Annotated in this window: 16 protein-coding genes and 1 tRNA gene; 11 read left to right on the forward strand and 6 right to left on the reverse strand. The window is 37.7% G+C overall.

Annotated elements, in window-relative coordinates; all coding sequences use genetic code 11:
* Positions 1-96: 96 nt before the first annotated feature.
* The 3 genes from HNP36_RS01590 to HNP36_RS01600 all read right to left on the reverse strand — a co-directional run bounded on the left by HNP36_RS01590 (position 97) and on the right by HNP36_RS01600 (position 1946).
* Positions 97-234 carry a hypothetical protein gene (locus HNP36_RS01590; protein ID WP_184161286.1) on the reverse strand — a complete coding sequence of 46 codons (138 nt, stop codon included), beginning with the start codon at positions 232-234 and terminating at the stop codon, positions 97-99.
* 288 nt (positions 235-522) lie between these two features.
* Positions 523-1542 (reverse strand): helix-turn-helix transcriptional regulator, encoded by a 1020-nt coding sequence (locus HNP36_RS01595; RefSeq protein ID WP_184161283.1) that lies wholly within the window; start codon positions 1540-1542, stop codon positions 523-525.
* Positions 1543-1613: 71 nt separating this feature from the next.
* Positions 1614-1946: a HopJ type III effector protein gene (locus tag HNP36_RS01600; RefSeq protein ID WP_184161280.1), complete on the reverse strand. Its 333-nt coding sequence runs from the start codon at positions 1944-1946 to the stop codon at positions 1614-1616.
* Between the two features lie 197 nt (positions 1947-2143).
* On the opposite strand from HNP36_RS01600, the gene HNP36_RS01605 reads away from it, so the two are divergent.
* From HNP36_RS01605 to HNP36_RS01655, 11 genes are all read left to right on the forward strand, one after another.
* A complete protein-coding gene (locus tag HNP36_RS01605; RefSeq protein ID WP_184162330.1) occupies positions 2144-3526 on the forward strand; it encodes an RtcB family protein in 1383 nt (460 codons plus the stop codon).
* A 119-nt stretch (positions 3527-3645) separates the two neighbouring features.
* Positions 3646-3753: transfer RNA gene (locus HNP36_RS01610), tRNA-OTHER, on the forward strand.
* A 243-nt stretch (positions 3754-3996) separates the two neighbouring features.
* A complete protein-coding gene (locus tag HNP36_RS01615) occupies positions 3997-5751 on the forward strand; it encodes a hypothetical protein (protein ID WP_184161278.1) in 1755 nt (584 codons plus the stop codon).
* 180 nt (positions 5752-5931) lie between these two features.
* Positions 5932-6495, forward strand: coding sequence for a hypothetical protein (locus tag HNP36_RS01620; protein ID WP_184161275.1), 564 nt, complete (start codon positions 5932-5934; stop codon positions 6493-6495).
* Positions 6496-6609: 114 nt separating this feature from the next.
* Entirely contained in the window at positions 6610-7659 is a 1050-nt protein-coding gene (locus tag HNP36_RS01625) for a glucokinase (RefSeq protein WP_184161272.1), read from the forward strand.
* Between the two features lie 144 nt (positions 7660-7803).
* The gene (locus HNP36_RS01630; protein WP_184161270.1) at positions 7804-8370 is read left to right on the forward strand and encodes a YceI family protein; all 567 of its coding nucleotides are present in this window, start codon (positions 7804-7806) and stop codon (positions 8368-8370) included.
* Positions 8371-8448: 78 nt separating this feature from the next.
* Positions 8449-9078 (forward strand): YceI family protein, encoded by a 630-nt coding sequence (locus HNP36_RS01635; RefSeq protein WP_184161268.1) that lies wholly within the window; start codon positions 8449-8451, stop codon positions 9076-9078.
* Between the two features lie 88 nt (positions 9079-9166).
* The gene (locus HNP36_RS01640; protein WP_184161265.1) at positions 9167-9808 is read left to right on the forward strand and encodes an alpha/beta hydrolase; all 642 of its coding nucleotides are present in this window, start codon (positions 9167-9169) and stop codon (positions 9806-9808) included.
* Between the two features lie 105 nt (positions 9809-9913).
* Complete coding sequence (locus HNP36_RS01645; protein ID WP_184161262.1) at positions 9914-11260, forward strand: ammonium transporter; 1347 nt, start codon at positions 9914-9916, stop codon at positions 11258-11260.
* Between the two features lie 98 nt (positions 11261-11358).
* Complete coding sequence (locus tag HNP36_RS01650) at positions 11359-12777, forward strand: L-serine ammonia-lyase (protein WP_184161259.1); 1419 nt, start codon at positions 11359-11361, stop codon at positions 12775-12777.
* A gap of 170 nt (positions 12778-12947) precedes the next feature.
* On the forward strand, positions 12948-13622 hold the full coding sequence (locus HNP36_RS01655; RefSeq protein ID WP_184161255.1) for a hypothetical protein: 675 nt from the start codon (positions 12948-12950) through the stop codon (positions 13620-13622).
* Positions 13623-13699: 77 nt separating this feature from the next.
* Here the strand turns inward: HNP36_RS01655 and HNP36_RS01660 are convergent, their stop codons facing one another.
* From HNP36_RS01660 to HNP36_RS01670, 3 genes are all read right to left on the reverse strand, one after another.
* Complete coding sequence (locus HNP36_RS01660) at positions 13700-14542, reverse strand: prephenate dehydrogenase (protein ID WP_184161252.1); 843 nt, start codon at positions 14540-14542, stop codon at positions 13700-13702.
* Positions 14543-14749: 207 nt separating this feature from the next.
* Positions 14750-15229, reverse strand: a complete 480-nt coding sequence (locus tag HNP36_RS01665; protein WP_184161249.1) for a hypothetical protein — start codon at positions 15227-15229, stop codon at positions 14750-14752.
* Between the two features lie 238 nt (positions 15230-15467).
* The gene (locus HNP36_RS01670; protein WP_184161246.1) at positions 15468-17750 is read right to left on the reverse strand and encodes a cation:proton antiporter; all 2283 of its coding nucleotides are present in this window, start codon (positions 17748-17750) and stop codon (positions 15468-15470) included.
* Positions 17751-17995: the final 245 nt, after the last annotated feature.

Here is a 17995-nt window from a genome sequence, read left to right on the forward strand (position 1 = left end):
ATAGATGAACAACAAAAGCAATTATATATAAAAAGAGACTGCACATATCTATGACAGTCTCTTTTCAATAAAATTAAATTCTAACTACTTCTACGTTTAAGCAGTAATCTGCTTGGGTTCTTTTCCTTTATCTTCTTCTTTTTTATCTAATTTCTCAGATATTTTTTTTACAATGTATTCTATTGCAATAGGTGCTATAATGGCAATCAATGCTTTAAATATTCTTGATTTCATAGTATGATTTTTTTAATGTCATAATTAATACAATTTCCAAGCCATTTTGAAAATACTGCTGGTGGTGGGTGTTGCAGAGGGCAGGAATGATGAGGTTTGATTTTTTTATCACCCCGCCAAATCTGCGATTTGCCACCCCTCCTGAGGAGGGTAATTCCGATTCTATTGCTTTTAATCATTATGGAAATCAGAAATCTTCACAAAACTTATATGATCTTCTTTTCACAAATTTTGTCACTTAAAATAACTTAAGTGCTAAAAACTTTTGTGCCTTTTGTGGTTAAAAAATCAGTTTTCATCCGGAACAATTAAATTCTCATAGTTCCTGTGTCCTGCCTTGAATTTATCCTGCAGCCTCAATCTCAGATTTTTAGGCTTATGAACAATCAGGCAGTCTCCAAAGCCCAGAAACAGTCTTTCCAGTTCAAAATTAATTTGAACGCAGATTTTAAACAGGGTACCTTCTTCACTTTCGCTTATAATTTCCTGGCTTTTGTGAAGCGGTTTTGTTTTTACATAGGGTGCATTTGAGGAATCTACAAAAAAGACAACATTCCTCGGAGCCATAGTTTCGGAAACTGTAACACCAACAATATCTTTAAAATATTCATCGCCATCCAGGTCTTTGTCAATATACTGGATATTTTCCTCTACATCAATCTTTTCCATCCTGTCCAGGGCTAAATTATACATTTTACCCTTATGCAGGCAGATCAGGAACCATCTGTTATTAAATTCCTTCAAAAGCTGCGGATGAACAATATAATTACTGGATTCTCTGGCGGTAAAACTGCGGTAAATAATATTCAGCACCTTTTTATTTGAAATGCTTTCATACAGGATATCAATATGTTCAAGTCCCTTCAGCTGCTCATTTTTATCCAGATGAATGATAGATTTCTGTCCTGTGGAATGGATGGAATCTTCCAGTTTCTGAATCACTCCGTTCATCTCTTTGAACATGGAGAAATCTTTAAACTGCTTCAGGATCTGAACTGCATTATTCATGGCTTTCAGGTCGCTTTCGTTCACAGAGATATTATGAATGCTGTATTCCGGGTCGCTGTATCGGTAATATTTTCTTTCATATACCTCAATGGGAGCTTCATAGCCGAATTTTTCACTCCGCATATTCTGCAGGTCGAGCTGAACTGTTCTCCTGCTTACATAAGATTCTTTGCCTTCAAATTCAAACAGGGCATCGGAACATGCATCGATGAGATCTTCCAGGGTATATTTCCGGTATTTGTTCTTAAGACATTTATCTAATGTTTTGTAGCGGATCAGGGCATTTTTATTGGATGACATGGCGTTTGTGTTTTGGATAAAGTGAATGGTGAGTAGTCACTTGCGCAGCAAAAATTCACCATCGATTTATATTATTTCTCTTTCAATGCTTCTCCTTCAAAGGAAATTCCTTCCCATCCGTATGTTATAAAATTTCTGATATTCTGATGGTCTGTTCCTTCAGGATTATTTAAAACATCTTCCCTGTAAAATTCTCCAAAAAGAGAAAGCGCCTCTTCTTTTGATAATTCCTTAAGTTTTGCAAAACTGAAAACCTTACATGAACCGTTATTCTGACCAGCTTCATTTACTGTATCTCCATTTTTAAATGAAGTTGGTTCAAAATCATAATGTTCATCAATATAACTAATAACTTCTTTGAATTGAATAGTTTCAGGATTGCTTTTTAATTGTTCTAATAACATATTTTTTTAGTTTAAATAATTGTGTTATAAAATAAATAGGGTTAATTCTGCTGGAAATCAAATGAATAAGTCGGTTTGTGCGTTTCGGCTTCCTTCATTTTTCCACTTTTTTACAAAAATAATTAAAATAATTTTATCTGCGCAGAAATATTGCGTACTTGTACTCTTACTTTGCACTATCAAAAATGAAAAGACAAATGGAATTTAACGGAAATCACTTAATTGAATTAGGATACAGGCCAGCCAAATGGTTTAAAGATGCTATTACCCATATCAACGAAAATAATCTGGATGAAATTCAGATCAGAGAATACCTGGATCAGTTCAGACAACCGGATATTATCCCGCTTCACGAAACAGCAAAAGATTTTATCATCAACATCAGAGCTGAACACGAAAGTGAAAACGATAACGTAGAGAAAGTAATCAATACCATGAAAGTGCTGATGAAAACACCTACATTAACTAAAGGAGCCTTGATGCCGGATGCTTGTCCGACAGGGCCTGAAGGATTGATTCCGGTAGGTGGAGTAGTTGTTGCAGAAAATGCAATTCATCCGGGATTTCATAGCGCAGATATCTGCTGTTCTGTGATGCTTACAGATTTTGGAAAAACAGATCCTAAAGATGTGCTGGATGCAGCTCATTCAGTAACGCATTTCGGATACGGCGGAAGACCGAGAGGAGAGCAGATGCCAATGTCTCAGGAACTGATGGATGCATTCAGAGAAAATGAGTTCTTAAATGATGAAAAGTTGATCAGTATTGCCCGTTCTCATATGGGAACACAGGGAGACGGAAATCATTTCCTGTTTGTAGGTAAATCTAAAAATACAGGAAATACTATGCTGGTGACTCATCACGGTTCAAGAGCTCCGGGTGCAGCGCTTTATGATAAAGGAATGAAAGTGGCTAACCGTTTCAGACAGGAAATTTCCCCTGAAACTTTAAAAGAAAATGCCTGGATCCCTTTCAATACGGAAGAAGGAAAAGCATATTGGGAAGCACTTCAGTTAATAAGAGCATGGACCAAGGAAAATCATACCAATATCCATGATGCTGTTTTGAATAAACTGGGAACGGAAAAACAGGATAGATACTGGAACGAACATAATTTTGTTTTCAGGGATGGTGATCTGTTTTATCATGCGAAAGGAGCCACTCCGCTGGATGAAAAATTTATGCCGGATATCACAGGACCAAGACTGATTCCTCTGAATATGTCAGAACCCGTTTTGATTGTTCAGGGAAAAACCAACGGAAGAAACCTGGGATTTGCCCCTCACGGAGCCGGAAGAAATTTCAGCAGAACACAGCATAAAAGATCATTGGCCCATAAAACGGTTGAAGAAATTTTCAATGAGGAAACCAAAGGACTGGATATCCGTTTCTTCTCCAATGAAATTGATATTTCCGAGCTGCCAAGCGCCTATAAAAGTGCTAAAAACGTGAGAGCACAGATAGAAGAATATGGACTTTGCGAAGTTCTGGATGAAGTGATGCCTTACGGATGTATTATGGCAGGTGATGTAGGGAAAAATGCACCCTGGAAGAAAAAGAAGAAATTCAGAAAAGCATAATTTTTAATTTAATATAAATCTTGAAGGCATAAAACCTGAAAGATTATCAAAAAAACTAATAACCCAACCTTACAGGTACAAAAGCCTGTAAGGTTAATGAAAACTATTTCATAACGGAAGGGGCAGTAGCTCAGATGGTAGAGCAACAGAATTACTTTTCGCTGCAGGCAAATAAAGTTCCTATGAATCCCAATTGTGTGTCACAGGTTCGAGTCCTGTCTGCTCCTCAAAACAAAGAAAATGCTTATATTCACGTATCAGTCATTTTCATATATTAAAAAATTAAAGGCAAAGAAAATTCCTATAATTTAGAATTACTTTCCGCCTTTTCACAAATTATAAGGCAAAGGGAGTTCCTATATTTTTTGGATAAATTACTCCCCGCTTTTTATAAACTATAGGTAAAAGGAGTTCCTGTATCCTTCACTTTTAATGATTTTACTCCTCACTTATTTTTTAAACTTAAAACAATGAAAACACTACAATTATTCAATGCTGTAATAGCCAGAAAATCCGGTGAAAAGCCATTCATCTCTAATGAAGGTTTTATCATTGAACCAGATGCTGTATGGGCGAAAAATGAGATCATATCTTATTATGCAAAGGAAAAATTAAACGGAAATGATCTGAACAAAACCTTTCATAAATCCTGGGAGAAAATAAAGAATACCTCCAGAATTGAGTTGCTTTTTGAACAGATCAGACATTATATTTCAACGTATGGAAGCAATTTCCAAAGTGAAATCTATATTCCTGATGAAATACTGAATGTTCCTGATATGAAGCTGGTTTTTAAAGTTATAAAAGCCTATTCTGCAGAAGAAATGCAGGAAAAGTGCCTTTCTCTTTTGAGATCAGGAATTGCCTTAAAAGAAGAAACCATTGATGAACTGCTTTATATTTTACATACAGAGCTGGAATACGATTTTACAGGAAAAGAAAACATCAGAAATAAAGAAGCTGTTATAAAAATAGCCGATCTGTACGATATCTACCCTGAAAATCCTGTTGAGTTTTTCCGTTACGTTATTTATAAAACGACCAATACTACACTTTTAATCAAAAGTGATGATCTGATTGATTTGATCAGGCAAAGTAAATTTAACCCAACCTATCTGTTCGAAAGCTTCGGAATGGAAAAGATGGCGGAAATTTTTAACAGATTCAAGCCGTTATTCCTTGCTTACAAAAACAGGGCGCCTAAAGCGATCAATAAAATTTCAAAGCTGTCTAAAGTACATCATAAACCATTGATTTCAAATCCGTTGAATGATGCTACGAATACACTATTGGAAAACAGCGATTGGCACTGGCTGGACAATGCGACACCGTTTGCATTATTCAAAGCACTGTCAGCATGTTATTCAAGAATGTATGGCCAGGATACGTTTGTTTACAGGGTGAGAAATGGAAAGTCATGGGTTAAAAAAGGTAAGGAAACTTACGTGAATCAGTTCAACTATGATTTTATTCTGGATTATCTGAAGCTGAAATATGAAAACCTGTCCGGAAAGAAATTCTATTTCCCTGAGAATGTAGAATTTGCATTGCCAACTTCTGAAAAAATGTTCGTTGGAAATATTCCTACCGGAACCCGTTTTTATGGTGAAAGACTGGCTGTAGGTATTTATTGGGAAGATCAGTGGGGTGCCCGTGACCTTGACCTTTCAGGATTGAATATTGCCGGAAAAATAGGCTGGAATGCAGCCTATAATTATGGTGACGGACAATTGATGTACTCCGGAGATATGACTTCCGCTCCTAACGGTGCCGTTGAATATCTTTATGCCAATAAAGGACTGTCTACACCAACCCTTATCATGAATAACGTTTTCAGCGGAGATGCAAACTGTGGATATAAAATCGTAATTGGAAAAGGAGATAATATTTCCTATGATTATATGATGAACCCTAACAGTCTCTTTGCCGAGGCCAGATGTAACTCCGTCCAGAAGCAAATGATCCTGGGAATGCTGGTGGCAAAAAACGAAAAGCAATGTTTCGTACTGTTGAATTTTGGGGCCGGACATTCTCATGTGTCAGGAAATAGCCAGGTTTCCATGATGGCAACAAGTGCATTGTATCAGCAATGGTACGAAGCCATGTCGTTCAATAACCTTATAAAAGAGCTTGGAGCGGAGATTACAACGGAAAAAACAGAAGCCGATTTCGATTTCTCACTGGAAAGCCTTGAAAAAGATAGTTTCACAAAGGCTTTTAAGTAGAATAAAATATGAAATAAATAGTATAATGATATCTACTTAAACAAGCATTTAATTTTTATATGAATTAACATATTGATATTCATCAATTTATAAAACTTCTAAGTGTTAAAATCAAATAAAATGCTTCTCTTGGCACGATTTTTACAGCCTATTGCATTAGTAAAATTTAAAATTAGAGTTATGAAAATGTTAAAACAAGCAATATTACTGGCTGGAATCTTAACAGCAGGTATCGCAAGTGCACAGAGCTCAAAGATGAATAATATGATCAAGGTAGGTGCAAATGCTGGTTTGGCAGTTCCTGCGGATAATCTTTCTGCAGCTGTAGGGGTAGATGTATCTTATCAGAATTTGATCACTCCGGGATTTGGGTTAGGTATTGCAACAGGATATACTCATTATTTTGGGAAAAGTAACAACGGTTATGATAACAATGATGTAGGAGTAGTTCCTGTAGGAGCTTTAATAAGAATTTATCCTAAGCAAACCGGTTTCTATTTTGGAACAGACCTTGGTTACGGGTTCCTTGTAGGAGACGATAAAGTGGCTTCCAACAGTTCTGTCGCCAGACCGGACGGAGGTTTCTACATCAAGCCGGAAATCGGGTACCACAACAGGGATTGGAATTTCTTTGTACAGTATCAGAAGGTTTTCGTAGGTGATAAAGGAGATCTTGCCGGACAAGACTATAATGTGGGGAACATCGGAGTAGGATTCGGGTACAATATACCATTAGGAAAGTAGTTAGATTTATATATAAACAATTATTAACCAAACCTTTTTATGAAAATAAAAAGGTTTTTTGCTTCCCTGCAGGATTTACGAAAACTATTATTATATTTGATAAAATTTGAGGTTATGATTTTGAATCCAAAATTTCCGCTTTATTTACCAGGAGTAGAGAATACCAGTAATGATAATGTTACGATTATTGGTGCGAGTCTCCGTGAAGATATAACAATCTTAGGCTATTTTGTTTCCGGTAGCGGAGGCCTGGAGATAAAAACTCAGAATGAATATGTTACCAAAGAGTACACTTCATTTTCTGAAATATTGAGAAAATTCATTCAGGATAATCAGCTTGCCGGTGTGAAGCGCCTGGCTGTGGCTGTTCCCGGACCTGTAATTGATGGTAAAAGTAGTCCTGCAAGATTAGGCTGGGACTTAGATATTGAAGAATATACCAGAGAGTTTGGATTTGAGAAAGGAGATATGCTGAATGACCTTGAAGCATCCGCTTACGGAATGGCGCTTCTTGAAGACAGTGATCTGGACCCGATCTATACCAGCGGGCATCTTGAAAAAGGAAATGTAGCGATCCTGGCTCCCGGAAACGGACTGGGTGAAGCAGGATATTTCTTTGACGGTAAAAACCTGAGGCCTTTCGCAACAGAAGGAGGGCATTCGGAATTCTCACCGAGAACGAATGTTGAAGTAGAATTTTATCAGTTCCTGAACAATATTTACGGTATTGTGAGCTGGGAAAATGTACTTTCCAAAACAGGACTTTTCAATATTTACCGATTCCTGAGAGATGTGAAAAGGCATCCGGAGCCGGAATGGCTTGCAGAACGTTTTGCAGGAGGAAACTTCGTTGAAGAGCTTTACAAGGCTGCTGTAGAAGAAGATGTACTCATCTGTAAAATTGCTTTGGATACCTTCCTGGAATTCCTTGCAAGAGAAGCAAACAACCTTGTGCTGAAGCTTAAAGCTACCGGAGGGCTATTGATTGCGGGAGATATTCCGCAGGCAATCAGGGAATATATAGACAAAGGAAAATTCTACGACAAGTTCAAGATCAGCGACAAGATGGAAGGACTGCTGAAAAGCACACCGATTTATCTGATTAAACAGAACCACACCGCATTAAAAGGTGCCGCACTGTACACCGCTTACTATCAGAATTAAAATACAGAACTCCGGAACTCCGGAGTTTTTTTATAGGATGATATTATTCATGAAAATAATTGGTTTTATTGATATACATCAATGAAATCTATCAGATAAGTTGGCTACATTTGCACCATTAAACAAGTAAATAACTTTATTCAAATGAAAAAAATATTCTTATTAGCAGTTTTAGCTGGTGGTCTTGCATTCGGACAGTCAAAAAAAGTAGTGGCATCTGATGTTCACTGGTGGGGATATAAAGTGGCAAAATCTGAGGCCAGCTCTCACGACGGAACAGTGAAAGTAAAGTCCGGAGACATGGTGATGAAAGGAAACAACCTGGTAGGGGGAAGCTTTGTACTGGATATGACTTCTATCAACTCAACTGACCTTTCAGGAGAATATCAGCAGAAACTGAACGGGCACCTTAAGAACGGTGACTTCTTTGAAGTTGAAAAATTCCCGACTGCTTCTTTCAAAATCACTTCTGTAAAGAAAAACAGCGATAAGATCTATAATTCTTTAGTAACAGGAAACCTTACCGTAAAAGGAAAAACAAACACAATTACTTTCCCTGCGAAAATTGCTTACAGCAAAGGTGTAGTAAGTCTGGTTTCAGATAAATTCTCTTTCGACAGACAGAAATTTGATGTTGCTTACAAGTCTACAATGCAGGATGTTTTTGTGAAAGATGACATCGAAATGCTTGTAAAGGTAACTGCTAAATAATTTAATCAAAAAAAGATTATTAAAAGTGTAGAAGTTCTACACTTTTTTTTATTTTTGTTGAATTGTAAATAAAAAAGAATGAAAAGATTACTATTGTTTGCTATGATGTGCGTAAGCATATCATTTGTTTCTGCACAGAAGAAATTTGATAAGGTTTCAAAAGTCACTTCATCAGAGATCAGGTGGTGGGGATATAAAGTTGTAAAAACTGAATCTTCTTCACATTCAGGGACGGTAAAGCTGAAAAGTGGAAAGTTCAATTTTGATAAAACGGTTCTGGTAGACGGAGAATTTGTTATTGATATGAGAAGCATGATGGCAGGAGATGTTTCAGATGAAGATCAGGTAAAGCTTACCAATGATCTGAAAAGTACCAATTTCTTTGAAGTTAAAAAATTCCCGATTGCGAAATTTCACCTGACTAAAATTATTCCTTTAGCAAACAGTGAGTATAATTCAACGGTATACGGTGATGTAACTATCAAAGGCGTAAGAAAAACAATCACTTTCCCGGCGAATGTATACGTAACTCAATTTACAGTAGTGGTAGAATCTGCCAAGTTCTCACTGAACAGAAGAGACTTTAAGGTATTCTACCAGTCTTCCCTGAAAGATTACTTTATCAAGAATGAAATGGATATCCAGTTCAAAGTTTCTACAGAAAAGCTGGATAACGATAACAGAGTTCCTGTAAAGAAAAAGAAATAAGTAAAATATACTTTAAAATATGATGGACGGTTTTTATAAATCGTCCATTTTTTATGAACGAATACCAGGTTTTTTATAAATTAGTACTATGAAAATTTATGTAGTAAGCGGTCTCGGAGCAGACTTTAAAGTATTGGAAAGACTGGAATTTCCCGAGAACTGTGAATTAATTTTTATAGACTGGCTCATTCCTGAAAAAAACGAGCCCTTTCATTCCTATGTTGAAAGAATGGCTGAGAAGGTAGATATTTCCGAGCCGTTCAGTCTGCTGGGGTATTCCTTTGGCGGTATTATGGTACAGGAAATCAATAAGCTGAAACCTGCACAAAAAGTGGTGATCATGGGAAGCATCAAATCAGATAAAGAAAAATCTAAATTTATCAAGACCGGTGAGATCACAAAAATACCCAGAATATTTCCTGTAGGGATGTTCAACGATAAGGCTGCAAACGTATATTCCGTGGTCAGAAAGCTCTTTGACCCTAAAAATCCTAAGATTCTCCAATACTTCAGGGTAAGAGATCCTTATTACCTGAAATGGTCCGTAGAAAAGGTTTCAGAGTGGAAATTTGAAGAAACGCCGGAAGTCATCCAGATATTGGGAGATAAGGATATTGTTTTTCCTATTAAATATTCAAAGCCCGATTATGTGATCAAAGGGGGTACCCATCTTTTTCCTGCCACAAAATATAAAGAAGTATCCAAAATATTGAAAGAAGTATTTGTTTAAAGTGGTAAATTTGCATTTTGATATAATTTTTTAAGGGGTATTTTGTAAAATTATACGTTTTTATAAAATTTATATTTAATTTTGATAGGGTTAAATGTAAATTATATGAAAGTTGGTTTAAAATGGGTCGTTTCATTCTCCGTTATTACCCTTGTGGCATTTGGAGGATTATTCTGGAGTCCTATTGCAGATTTTCCCAATACGGGAGAATTTCTCAGTGAAGATAAAATCGTAGGTGCAGATGTAGCATGGATTCTTGCCGCAGCTGGCCTTGTACTTCTGATGACACCCGGACTGTCATTCTTCTACGGAGGAATGGTGGGGAAGAAAAATGTGATCTCTACCATGTTGCAGAGCTTTATTGCACTCGGGGTTATTTCTATTTTGTGGGTTGTTATTGGGTTTTCCCTGTCATTTGGAGATTCATTAGGCTTTGAGATCAATGGAGTACACTACGGAATTATCGGAAATCCTTTGAGTTATCCGTTTTTTAGCCGTGTGGGTGTACTGCCTCATAAAATGATGGCCTCTACTATTCCTTTCGTGCTTTTTGCCCTTTTTCAGATGAAATTTGCCGTTATTACCCCTGCGCTTATCACCGGTTCTTTTGCTGAGCGGGTACGCTTCATCTCTTATCTGCTGTTCATGGTACTTTTCAGCCTGTTCATTTACACGCCGCTCTGTCATATGGTATGGCATCCGGACGGTCTTTTGAATAAATATTTTGGCGTAAAGGATTTTGCCGGAGGAACAGTAGTTCACATGAGTGCAGGCTTTGCTGCTTTGGCAGGAGCTTTAGTCCTTGGAAACAGGAAAAATCCGCATCATGAGCCTTCCAATATTCCTTATGTTCTTCTTGGAACCGGAATGCTTTGGTTTGGATGGTTCGGGTTTAATGCAGGATCTGCTTTAAGTGCCAATGCCTCCGCGGCTGTAGCTTTCGGAACTACTACCATTGCTTCCGCCTCTGCCATGATGACCTGGATATTCTTTGACCGTATCAACGGAAGAAGCGTCTCTGCACTGGGAGCCTGTATCGGAGCTGTAGTAGGGCTTGTAGCCATTACTCCCGGCTGTGGTTTTGTAAGCATACCGGAAAGCCTTTTTATTGGTTTTATAACCGCTATAGTTTCCAACCTGATGGTCAACTGGAAAGCCCTGAAAAAAATAGATGATACCCTTGACGTCTTTGCCTGCCACGGAGTAGGAGGAATTATGGGAATGATTCTCACCGCCATTTTTGCCCATGGTGAAAATGCCAGCCTTCTGCATGGAGGAATTGAAGTTTTTGCCCATCATATGGCTGCCCTGGTACTTGTTTCAGCTTTTACATTCTTTGGCTCGCTGCTTTTATATAAAATTACAGATTCAATGATCACTCTCAGAGTTTCGGAAGAGTCTGAAAATAAAGGGCTTGATATTTCCCAACACGAAGAAAGCTTAAAATGGTAAATACCAATCATTAAATAAATGATAAACCTGATTCCAGACTGGTCCTATTAATATTTTATCACGTATCTTTGTTAATAGAGGAAAATGTGCTATGATTTATGGAATCAATATCGGTTTTTGAGATTATTAAAGTAGGAATAGGTCCATCCAGTTCACACACGATGGGGCCCTGGAATGCGGCTTCTGCATTTATCAGAATTATAAAAAGAGAAAGATCAATCGCAGAAGTAAAGGAGGTTTTCCTTGAATTTTTCGGTTCTTTAGCTAAAACCGGAATTGGTCATGGGACGGATATTGCCGGAATGCTGGGACTGAATGGTGAGGATTTTAAGACCATCAATACTTCAAAAATTGATGAGAAAATAGAAAAGATAAAAAAAGACCAGACCATTAATCTTGGCGGAGAAAAAGAAATCCCTTTTATCTATGGATACCATTTGGTTCTCAATATGCAGAAATCCCTTGATTTTCATCCTAACGGAATGATTTTTAAGGCTGTTTTTGAAGACGGAACTGAGCTGGTTCAGGATTTTTATTCTGTGGGAGGAGGTTTTATTGCAAGCCAGGAAAAAAACTCCATACAAAAGCAATGTGTACGAACGTTGTATCCATGCCACCACGGTTCGGATATTATAAAATACTGTGAAAAATTAGGAATTAAAAGGTTTTCGGATCTGATCCTGATTAATGAAGAAAGCTGGAGATCCCAGGAAGAAACCAAACAGGAAGCACTGAATATCTGGCAGAATATCAAAGAATGCATCTACAAAGGTGTTAATAAGGAAGGAATTCTTCCAGGAGGCCTGAATGTAACCCGAAGAGCAGCTGGAATCAACAGGAAGCTTCTGGGAGACAAGATCTATAAAAATATGGATGAATGGTTTCAGCTCGTTGTGGACGCTGAGGAAAACTTCACCAATATCAATAAATGGATTGCCTGTTTTGCACTGGCAGTCAATGAAGAGAATGCAAGCTTCGGAAGAATTATCACAGCGCCTACCAATGGGGCCAGCGGTGTGATTCCGGCAGTTTTAATGTATTCCCAGGCATTTACAGAGTTTACCAATGAGGACGATATTGTAAGATTTTTATTGGTAGCCGGTGAAATTGGTACACTGTTTAAGAAAAATGCAACCATTTCTGCTGCAATGGGCGGATGTCAGGCTGAAATAGGAGTTTCATCGGCAATGGCGGCGGCAGGGCTTACGGAAATTTTGGGCGGAAGCATCGGTCAGGTACTGATGGCGGCAGAAATTGCTATGGAACATCATTTGGGACTTACCTGTGATCCGATCAAAGGACTTGTGCAGATCCCATGCATTGAAAGAAATACAATGGGAGCCATGAAAGCAATTACAGCGGCCAATATCGCTCTGGAAAGTGATCCTGCAAAAGCAAAGGTAACACTGGACGAGGTGATCCAGACGATGTGGGAAACCGCTTTGTCAATGAGCGACCGCTTCAAGGAAACTTCAGAAGGAGGACTGGCGATTGCGGTAAACGTTCCTGAATGTTAAAATAAGAACATACTTTTTAAAATAAAAAATCCTTAGATGTAAGTCTGGGGATTTTGTATTGAAAACCATTAAGATTTGAAGAAAATAAAGCTTCTCTGGTTATTATTTCGGGTAAAATAATATTTGAAGTGTCAATAAAAACAGATATTTTTACCAAAAAAATAAATACCATGAAAAAAATTATTACACTATTGTGTATAGCTGCTTCTTTAGCGGTCTATTCACAAGTCAGTATTCCGGAAACTTCACAGAAAGGAACAATCACTACTCAAAACGGAATGACTATACAGTATAAAGATCTGAAATTCAGTAAAGGAAAGGTTACCTATAAAAATGTTGAAAATGGAGCTGAGGAATTTCTATATGAAAATTCTGTAAAAGCAGTTCAGGAAGTCCATGCAGGTGAAATTTCAGAAACTCCGGCTGAAACCCCGGTGATATCAACTGCTGAACCGGAAAAAGAAAACCTAAAGTTTACCGATAAACATGATATCAAAAATTATCTTCTGCAACAGAAAGATTCTGAATATATGAAAGGAAGAGCAACCAACAATCTGGGAACAGCATTTGTAGCGGGAGGAGCAGCATGTTTCCTTGTAGGCGGACTTTTAAATCTTTCCCAAGCAAACAGTACCAGCGTAAAAAACGGCGAATCAAAAGGCTCTCCGGTTCCACTGATTATTGGCCTTGTTGGAGCAGGAGTGGGGGTAACCTTAAAACTGGCAGGGCACTCTCAAATGAAAAATGCGGTCAATAATTACAGAAATGCAAACAATTCAAAATTCACTCCAAGCTATTACGTGCTAAATGACAGTAATGGGGTAGGGCTGATGATGAAGTTTTAATATACCAGTAAAAAGTTGAGATAAAAACTACGAACCGGCAAAACGATTGTTTTGCCGGTTCGTAGTTTATTCCTGATCTATCTTAATATTCCCCTGATCCTGTTCGCATTACTGATCAGTTCTTCAAGGTATTCATAGTTTTCTTTTTCCAATGCAGCCTTGAATTTTCTGAGCTGGGTAATGTGCTCATTCAGAACATCAAGCACATTCTCCTTGTTTTGCTTAAATATGGGTACCCACATTTCCGGATGCGATTTGGCAAGACGTACAGTACTGGAAAAACCGGAACTGGCAAGCTGGAAAATAGTTTCCTCTTCACGCTCTTTTTCCAGAACGGTATTGGCCAGCGCATATGATGTAATGTGGGAAATATGTGAAATATAGGCGGTATGAATATCATGCTGCTCGGCATTCATATAAATCAGGTGCATATCGAGGCTTTCCGCCACTTTTTCTACCAATTGAAGAGCGTCTGCAGCAGACTCTTCCTTATTGCAGATGACTCCTGCTTTTCCTGAAAAACTGTCTGAAACGGCAGATCCGGGACCATTGTTTTCCGTACCCCACATCGGGTGGAATGCTACAAATCTGGAACGGTTTGGGTGACCTTTTACAGCGTTTACAATTCCTGCTTTGGTAGATCCGGCATCCATTACTGTCTGCTTATCAGTTATAAGGTCCAGAACACTTGGTAATAGCTTTCTGGCTGCATCCACAGGTACGGCAATAATGATGAAATCAGCATTTTTAACGCCGTATTCAAGATCTGTACCTGCATCAATAATATTTAAATTCAGTGCTTCAGCAATGTGCTGCTGATTATTATCGATTCCGTAGATGAAATCTGCAATGCCTTTCTGTCTTAGTTTTAAAGCCATTGAACCCCCGATTAAACCTGTACCAATAATACTTATTTTCATCTTTTTAAATTTTTAAAATAAAAAACCCCGTCCCAGGACGAGGTTTTAAGTTATGTTCATAAGAATCCCTAGCCCAGATCTGAGTTAAAAATTCCGTAATAATATGTTCCGTTATTGAAATTCACGAAGCGAAGGTATAAAATATTTTTTAAACTCAGGATATTTTCGGGTTAAATTATCGTTTGAATCCACATATGGCTTTCATTACTAATCTGCACTGTGGATGATTATTCTTTTTACATCTTTATCCGTTTGTTCCAGGCTTAAAGTTGTAACTCCGCCTGCAAACAGGAATTCAATTACAGTTTTTTGTGGAGAAACGGTGTAATCTATGGATATTAGACCGTTTTTATTTATTTCTTTTGTAATGTTTTCTTTTGGAAGATCAGTTAGCAGAAGTTCTGATTGTTCTATTTCCTTGTCTTTTATTGTTCTCTGGTAAACTTCGTCAATATCAGCATTTTTAAAGGTGCAGATCTGCTCCGTTTCATATTCAATTTGCTTTTCAGTACATTCTTTAGATGCTGAAGTTTTTTTTGCGTTTGAAGATGTGTTTGCTGTTACAGCTTTTTTTGTTGGAATGCTGTCCTTTTTAATTATCAGGGCTTCATTCACTGTTTTTTCTGATTTGTTTTTACAGCTGGCAAGCATAAGAAGACTGAGGCAGACGAAACTTACTTTTTTCATAGATGAGATGTCGAATTTATTTTTAAATTACTTTTAAGATTGAAAGAATGCTTTAAAAATAATGAATATTCCTTTGGATTGATAAATTATTCTGCAGATTCTCCGGCAGTGTCACCCTATGCAGGAAGGTTCAACCGCCGGTTCTACAGTTCCATCCCGTTACTGGTTATGCGTGTATTGAGTTGGAGTTTTTAACCAATACGGAAATGAAAGTTAATATGGACTGTGTGGACTGTTTTTATGGGTTAGAGATAATAAGGGTCGAGGGAATATCAGATAACCACAGGCTTTTGGTGTCGATAAGGTTTTTCCAGCTTTTGCTGCTGACCAGCATCAGATCCTGTGAATTCAGGAATTCCTTTTCTATTTTTTTCTCGTTGTATAAAGTGATATGGTTAGGGGCTACCTGCTCAATACTTCTGATAAGTTCCTTTACCTCAATATTGTTACGGATCTGTCCCGCAGCATCCAGAATAATGATCTGTGAATTGTTATTGTTGATCAGTCTTTTGGCATATTCAAGCAGGTAAAAATCGCTCAGGTTAAAAATAGGAACAAAAACTCTGTCTGCAGATTTGAAGTCCTTTTCTACCAGAACTCCCACCGGAATATTGGTTTTATCAAGAATCTGAAGGGTGAAATCATCAAAAGGAGAATTGTTGAAAATATTTCCTTTGCCTTTTACCGTATTCAGAAGCTTTTCCGGGTTAATGATCTTGGTGGTGAATCCTAGCAGTCTTCCAAGCAAACTTCCTTCGTACATAGATTTTCCCAACATGATGAGAAGTAGATCGTAATTTCCTTTATTTGAAATACCGGCAAGATCATTCTGAATATCTGTAGAAGCTTTGAAAAGGGTCGTGACTTCCAGTTTCAGGTCGTGAGAAGTTTCAATAACGTTTTTAAATTGTGCATCTTCATATTCATTGATGTCATAGGCATGCATTTCATCTACCGGAGCAATATTCATCGCAGTAATGCTTTTATTGCCGTTCATTTTGTTAGTGAAATCATGGGCTAGTTTCAGAAGTGTACTTCCGGATTCAGGTTTGTCAAAAGAAAGAAGGACCCGGTATTTTGAATCATTATTGTCGTGAACTTCTTCATCGGAACCTTTTTTGGATTTAAAAACAAAATTGATAAAGTCTAAAGCAGGCCCTGTCATAAAAGTAGTGAACAAAGCCATAATAACCAGCATGGCAAATATTTCCGGACTTAATACTCCCAGATCATATCCGATATTCAGTACAATAAGTTCCATTAAGCCTCTTGTATTCATCAAAGCGCCAATTGTTAAGCTTTCTTTCCAGTTGATGCCGACGAAGCGTGCAGTAAGGGCACTTCCTGCAAATTTTCCTGCTACAGCTGTTATTATAATTAAACCTGCGGTCATCCATAAATGCCCGTCATTCAACAGTCCGATCTGTGTACGGAGCCCTGTAAATACAAAGAACAGCGGAAGAAGAAGAACCAGGGCCACATCTTCTACTTTATCGATGAAAAGGGTACGAAATTTTGCATTTTCCGGCATGATTGCTCCGGCCATAAACGCACCGAATAAAGCATGAATACCAATTACTTCGGTTGCATAGGCGGAAAGAATAAGCGTCAGGAAGAAAATAGCTACCATTGGTTTACTGATGGTATTTTTTCCTGCCTGCAAATCCCCGATTCTTTTCAGAAAAGGTCTTACGATTTTGATCATGAAAAATACATAAGCTATTGCCATAATGATCACATAGATAGAACTTGTGAATGATCCTGCTTTTACAATGGCGATAACCGCTGCAAGGATACACCAGGCTGTGATGTCGTCTGCTGCGGCACATGTAATCACAATTGTTCCCAGCTTGGTCTTCTGGAGGTTTCTTTCCTGCACAATTCTTGCGAGTACCGGGAATGCCGTAATACTCATTGAAATAGCAATAAACAGGGCAAATGATGTAAACTGAATACCTTCCGGTGCAAATTCCTGATACACGAAATAAGAAAGTCCTATTCCCAATGCAAAAGGAATAATGATACTGGCATGGCTGATGACCACTGCATCATGGGCTTTTTTTCTTAAAACACTGAGATCCAGCTCCATTCCTACGATATACATAAAGAGGATAAGACCTATCTGGCTCAGAAACTGTAAGTTACCCAACGATTCTTTAGGGAAAAGAAAAGCTGAGAATTCAGGGAAATACATGCCTACCAACGATGGACCCAAAACAATCCCGGCAATCATTTCACCAATTACTGTAGGCTGTTTGATCTTCATACAAACCCATCCGAAAAGCCTCGCAACAAGGATAATGGTGACAATCTGTGCAAGAAGAAGTGCGAGGGGATGATGAAGATTTGTTTTAAAGGATTCCTGGAAATTTTCCCATGTGGAACCTGTATTGGTTTTCGTTACAATATTTTCCTTGATTTCCAATGTTTGACCTTCTATGATGAAGAAGTACATCAGGCAGGAAAAAAAGGCTATGGTTGCTATGTAAAAAATTAAATTTCTGTATTTTCCCCAGTTCATGATTCCTAATATTTTAAATGCAAAGTTGATAAGAATATATGAATGTTAAATACTATTCTTTCTAAAATGTAATAAATGTTCTGAAAAATGTAATAAAAAACTGATGGAAGAATAATCCGGTCCGGATTTGAAAATTCCTGCTGCATACAAAACGTTTTTCATGATAAAATCATTTAATCGGCAACAAAAACAGGCTGTATAATTAATGCAAAAAGATCAGGTATAATGAAACTGGCACATTCTGC

The organism is Chryseobacterium shigense (assembly GCF_014207845.1).
Classification (GTDB): Bacteria; Bacteroidota; Bacteroidia; order Flavobacteriales; family Weeksellaceae; genus Chryseobacterium; species Chryseobacterium shigense_A.

Bases quoted from the DNA above. Each gene is read 5' to 3' on its own strand.
- HNP36_RS01645 (WP_184161262.1), top strand. From the start codon at position 9,914: ATGAAAGTTGGTTTAAAATGGGTCGTTTCATTCTCCGTTATTACCCTT.
- HNP36_RS01600 (WP_184161280.1), bottom strand. From the start codon at position 1,946: ATGTTATTAGAACAATTAAAAAGCAATCCTGAAACTATTCAATTCAAA.
- HNP36_RS01630 (WP_184161270.1), top strand. From the start codon at position 7,804: ATGAAAAAAATATTCTTATTAGCAGTTTTAGCTGGTGGTCTTGCATTC.
- HNP36_RS01605 (WP_184162330.1), top strand. From the start codon at position 2,144: ATGGAATTTAACGGAAATCACTTAATTGAATTAGGATACAGGCCAGCC.
- HNP36_RS01625 (WP_184161272.1), top strand. From the start codon at position 6,610: ATGATTTTGAATCCAAAATTTCCGCTTTATTTACCAGGAGTAGAGAAT.
- HNP36_RS01655 (WP_184161255.1), top strand. From the start codon at position 12,948: ATGAAAAAAATTATTACACTATTGTGTATAGCTGCTTCTTTAGCGGTC.
- HNP36_RS01590 (WP_184161286.1), bottom strand. From the start codon at position 234: ATGAAATCAAGAATATTTAAAGCATTGATTGCCATTATAGCACCTATT.
- HNP36_RS01650 (WP_184161259.1), top strand. From the start codon at position 11,359: ATGGAATCAATATCGGTTTTTGAGATTATTAAAGTAGGAATAGGTCCA.
- HNP36_RS01615 (WP_184161278.1), top strand. From the start codon at position 3,997: ATGAAAACACTACAATTATTCAATGCTGTAATAGCCAGAAAATCCGGT.
- HNP36_RS01660 (WP_184161252.1), bottom strand. From the start codon at position 14,542: ATGAAAATAAGTATTATTGGTACAGGTTTAATCGGGGGTTCAATGGCT.
- HNP36_RS01620 (WP_184161275.1), top strand. From the start codon at position 5,932: ATGAAAATGTTAAAACAAGCAATATTACTGGCTGGAATCTTAACAGCA.
- HNP36_RS01670 (WP_184161246.1), bottom strand. From the start codon at position 17,750: ATGAACTGGGGAAAATACAGAAATTTAATTTTTTACATAGCAACCATA.
- HNP36_RS01665 (WP_184161249.1), bottom strand. From the start codon at position 15,229: ATGAAAAAAGTAAGTTTCGTCTGCCTCAGTCTTCTTATGCTTGCCAGC.
- HNP36_RS01635 (WP_184161268.1), top strand. From the start codon at position 8,449: ATGAAAAGATTACTATTGTTTGCTATGATGTGCGTAAGCATATCATTT.
- HNP36_RS01595 (WP_184161283.1), bottom strand. From the start codon at position 1,542: ATGTCATCCAATAAAAATGCCCTGATCCGCTACAAAACATTAGATAAA.
- HNP36_RS01640 (WP_184161265.1), top strand. From the start codon at position 9,167: ATGAAAATTTATGTAGTAAGCGGTCTCGGAGCAGACTTTAAAGTATTG.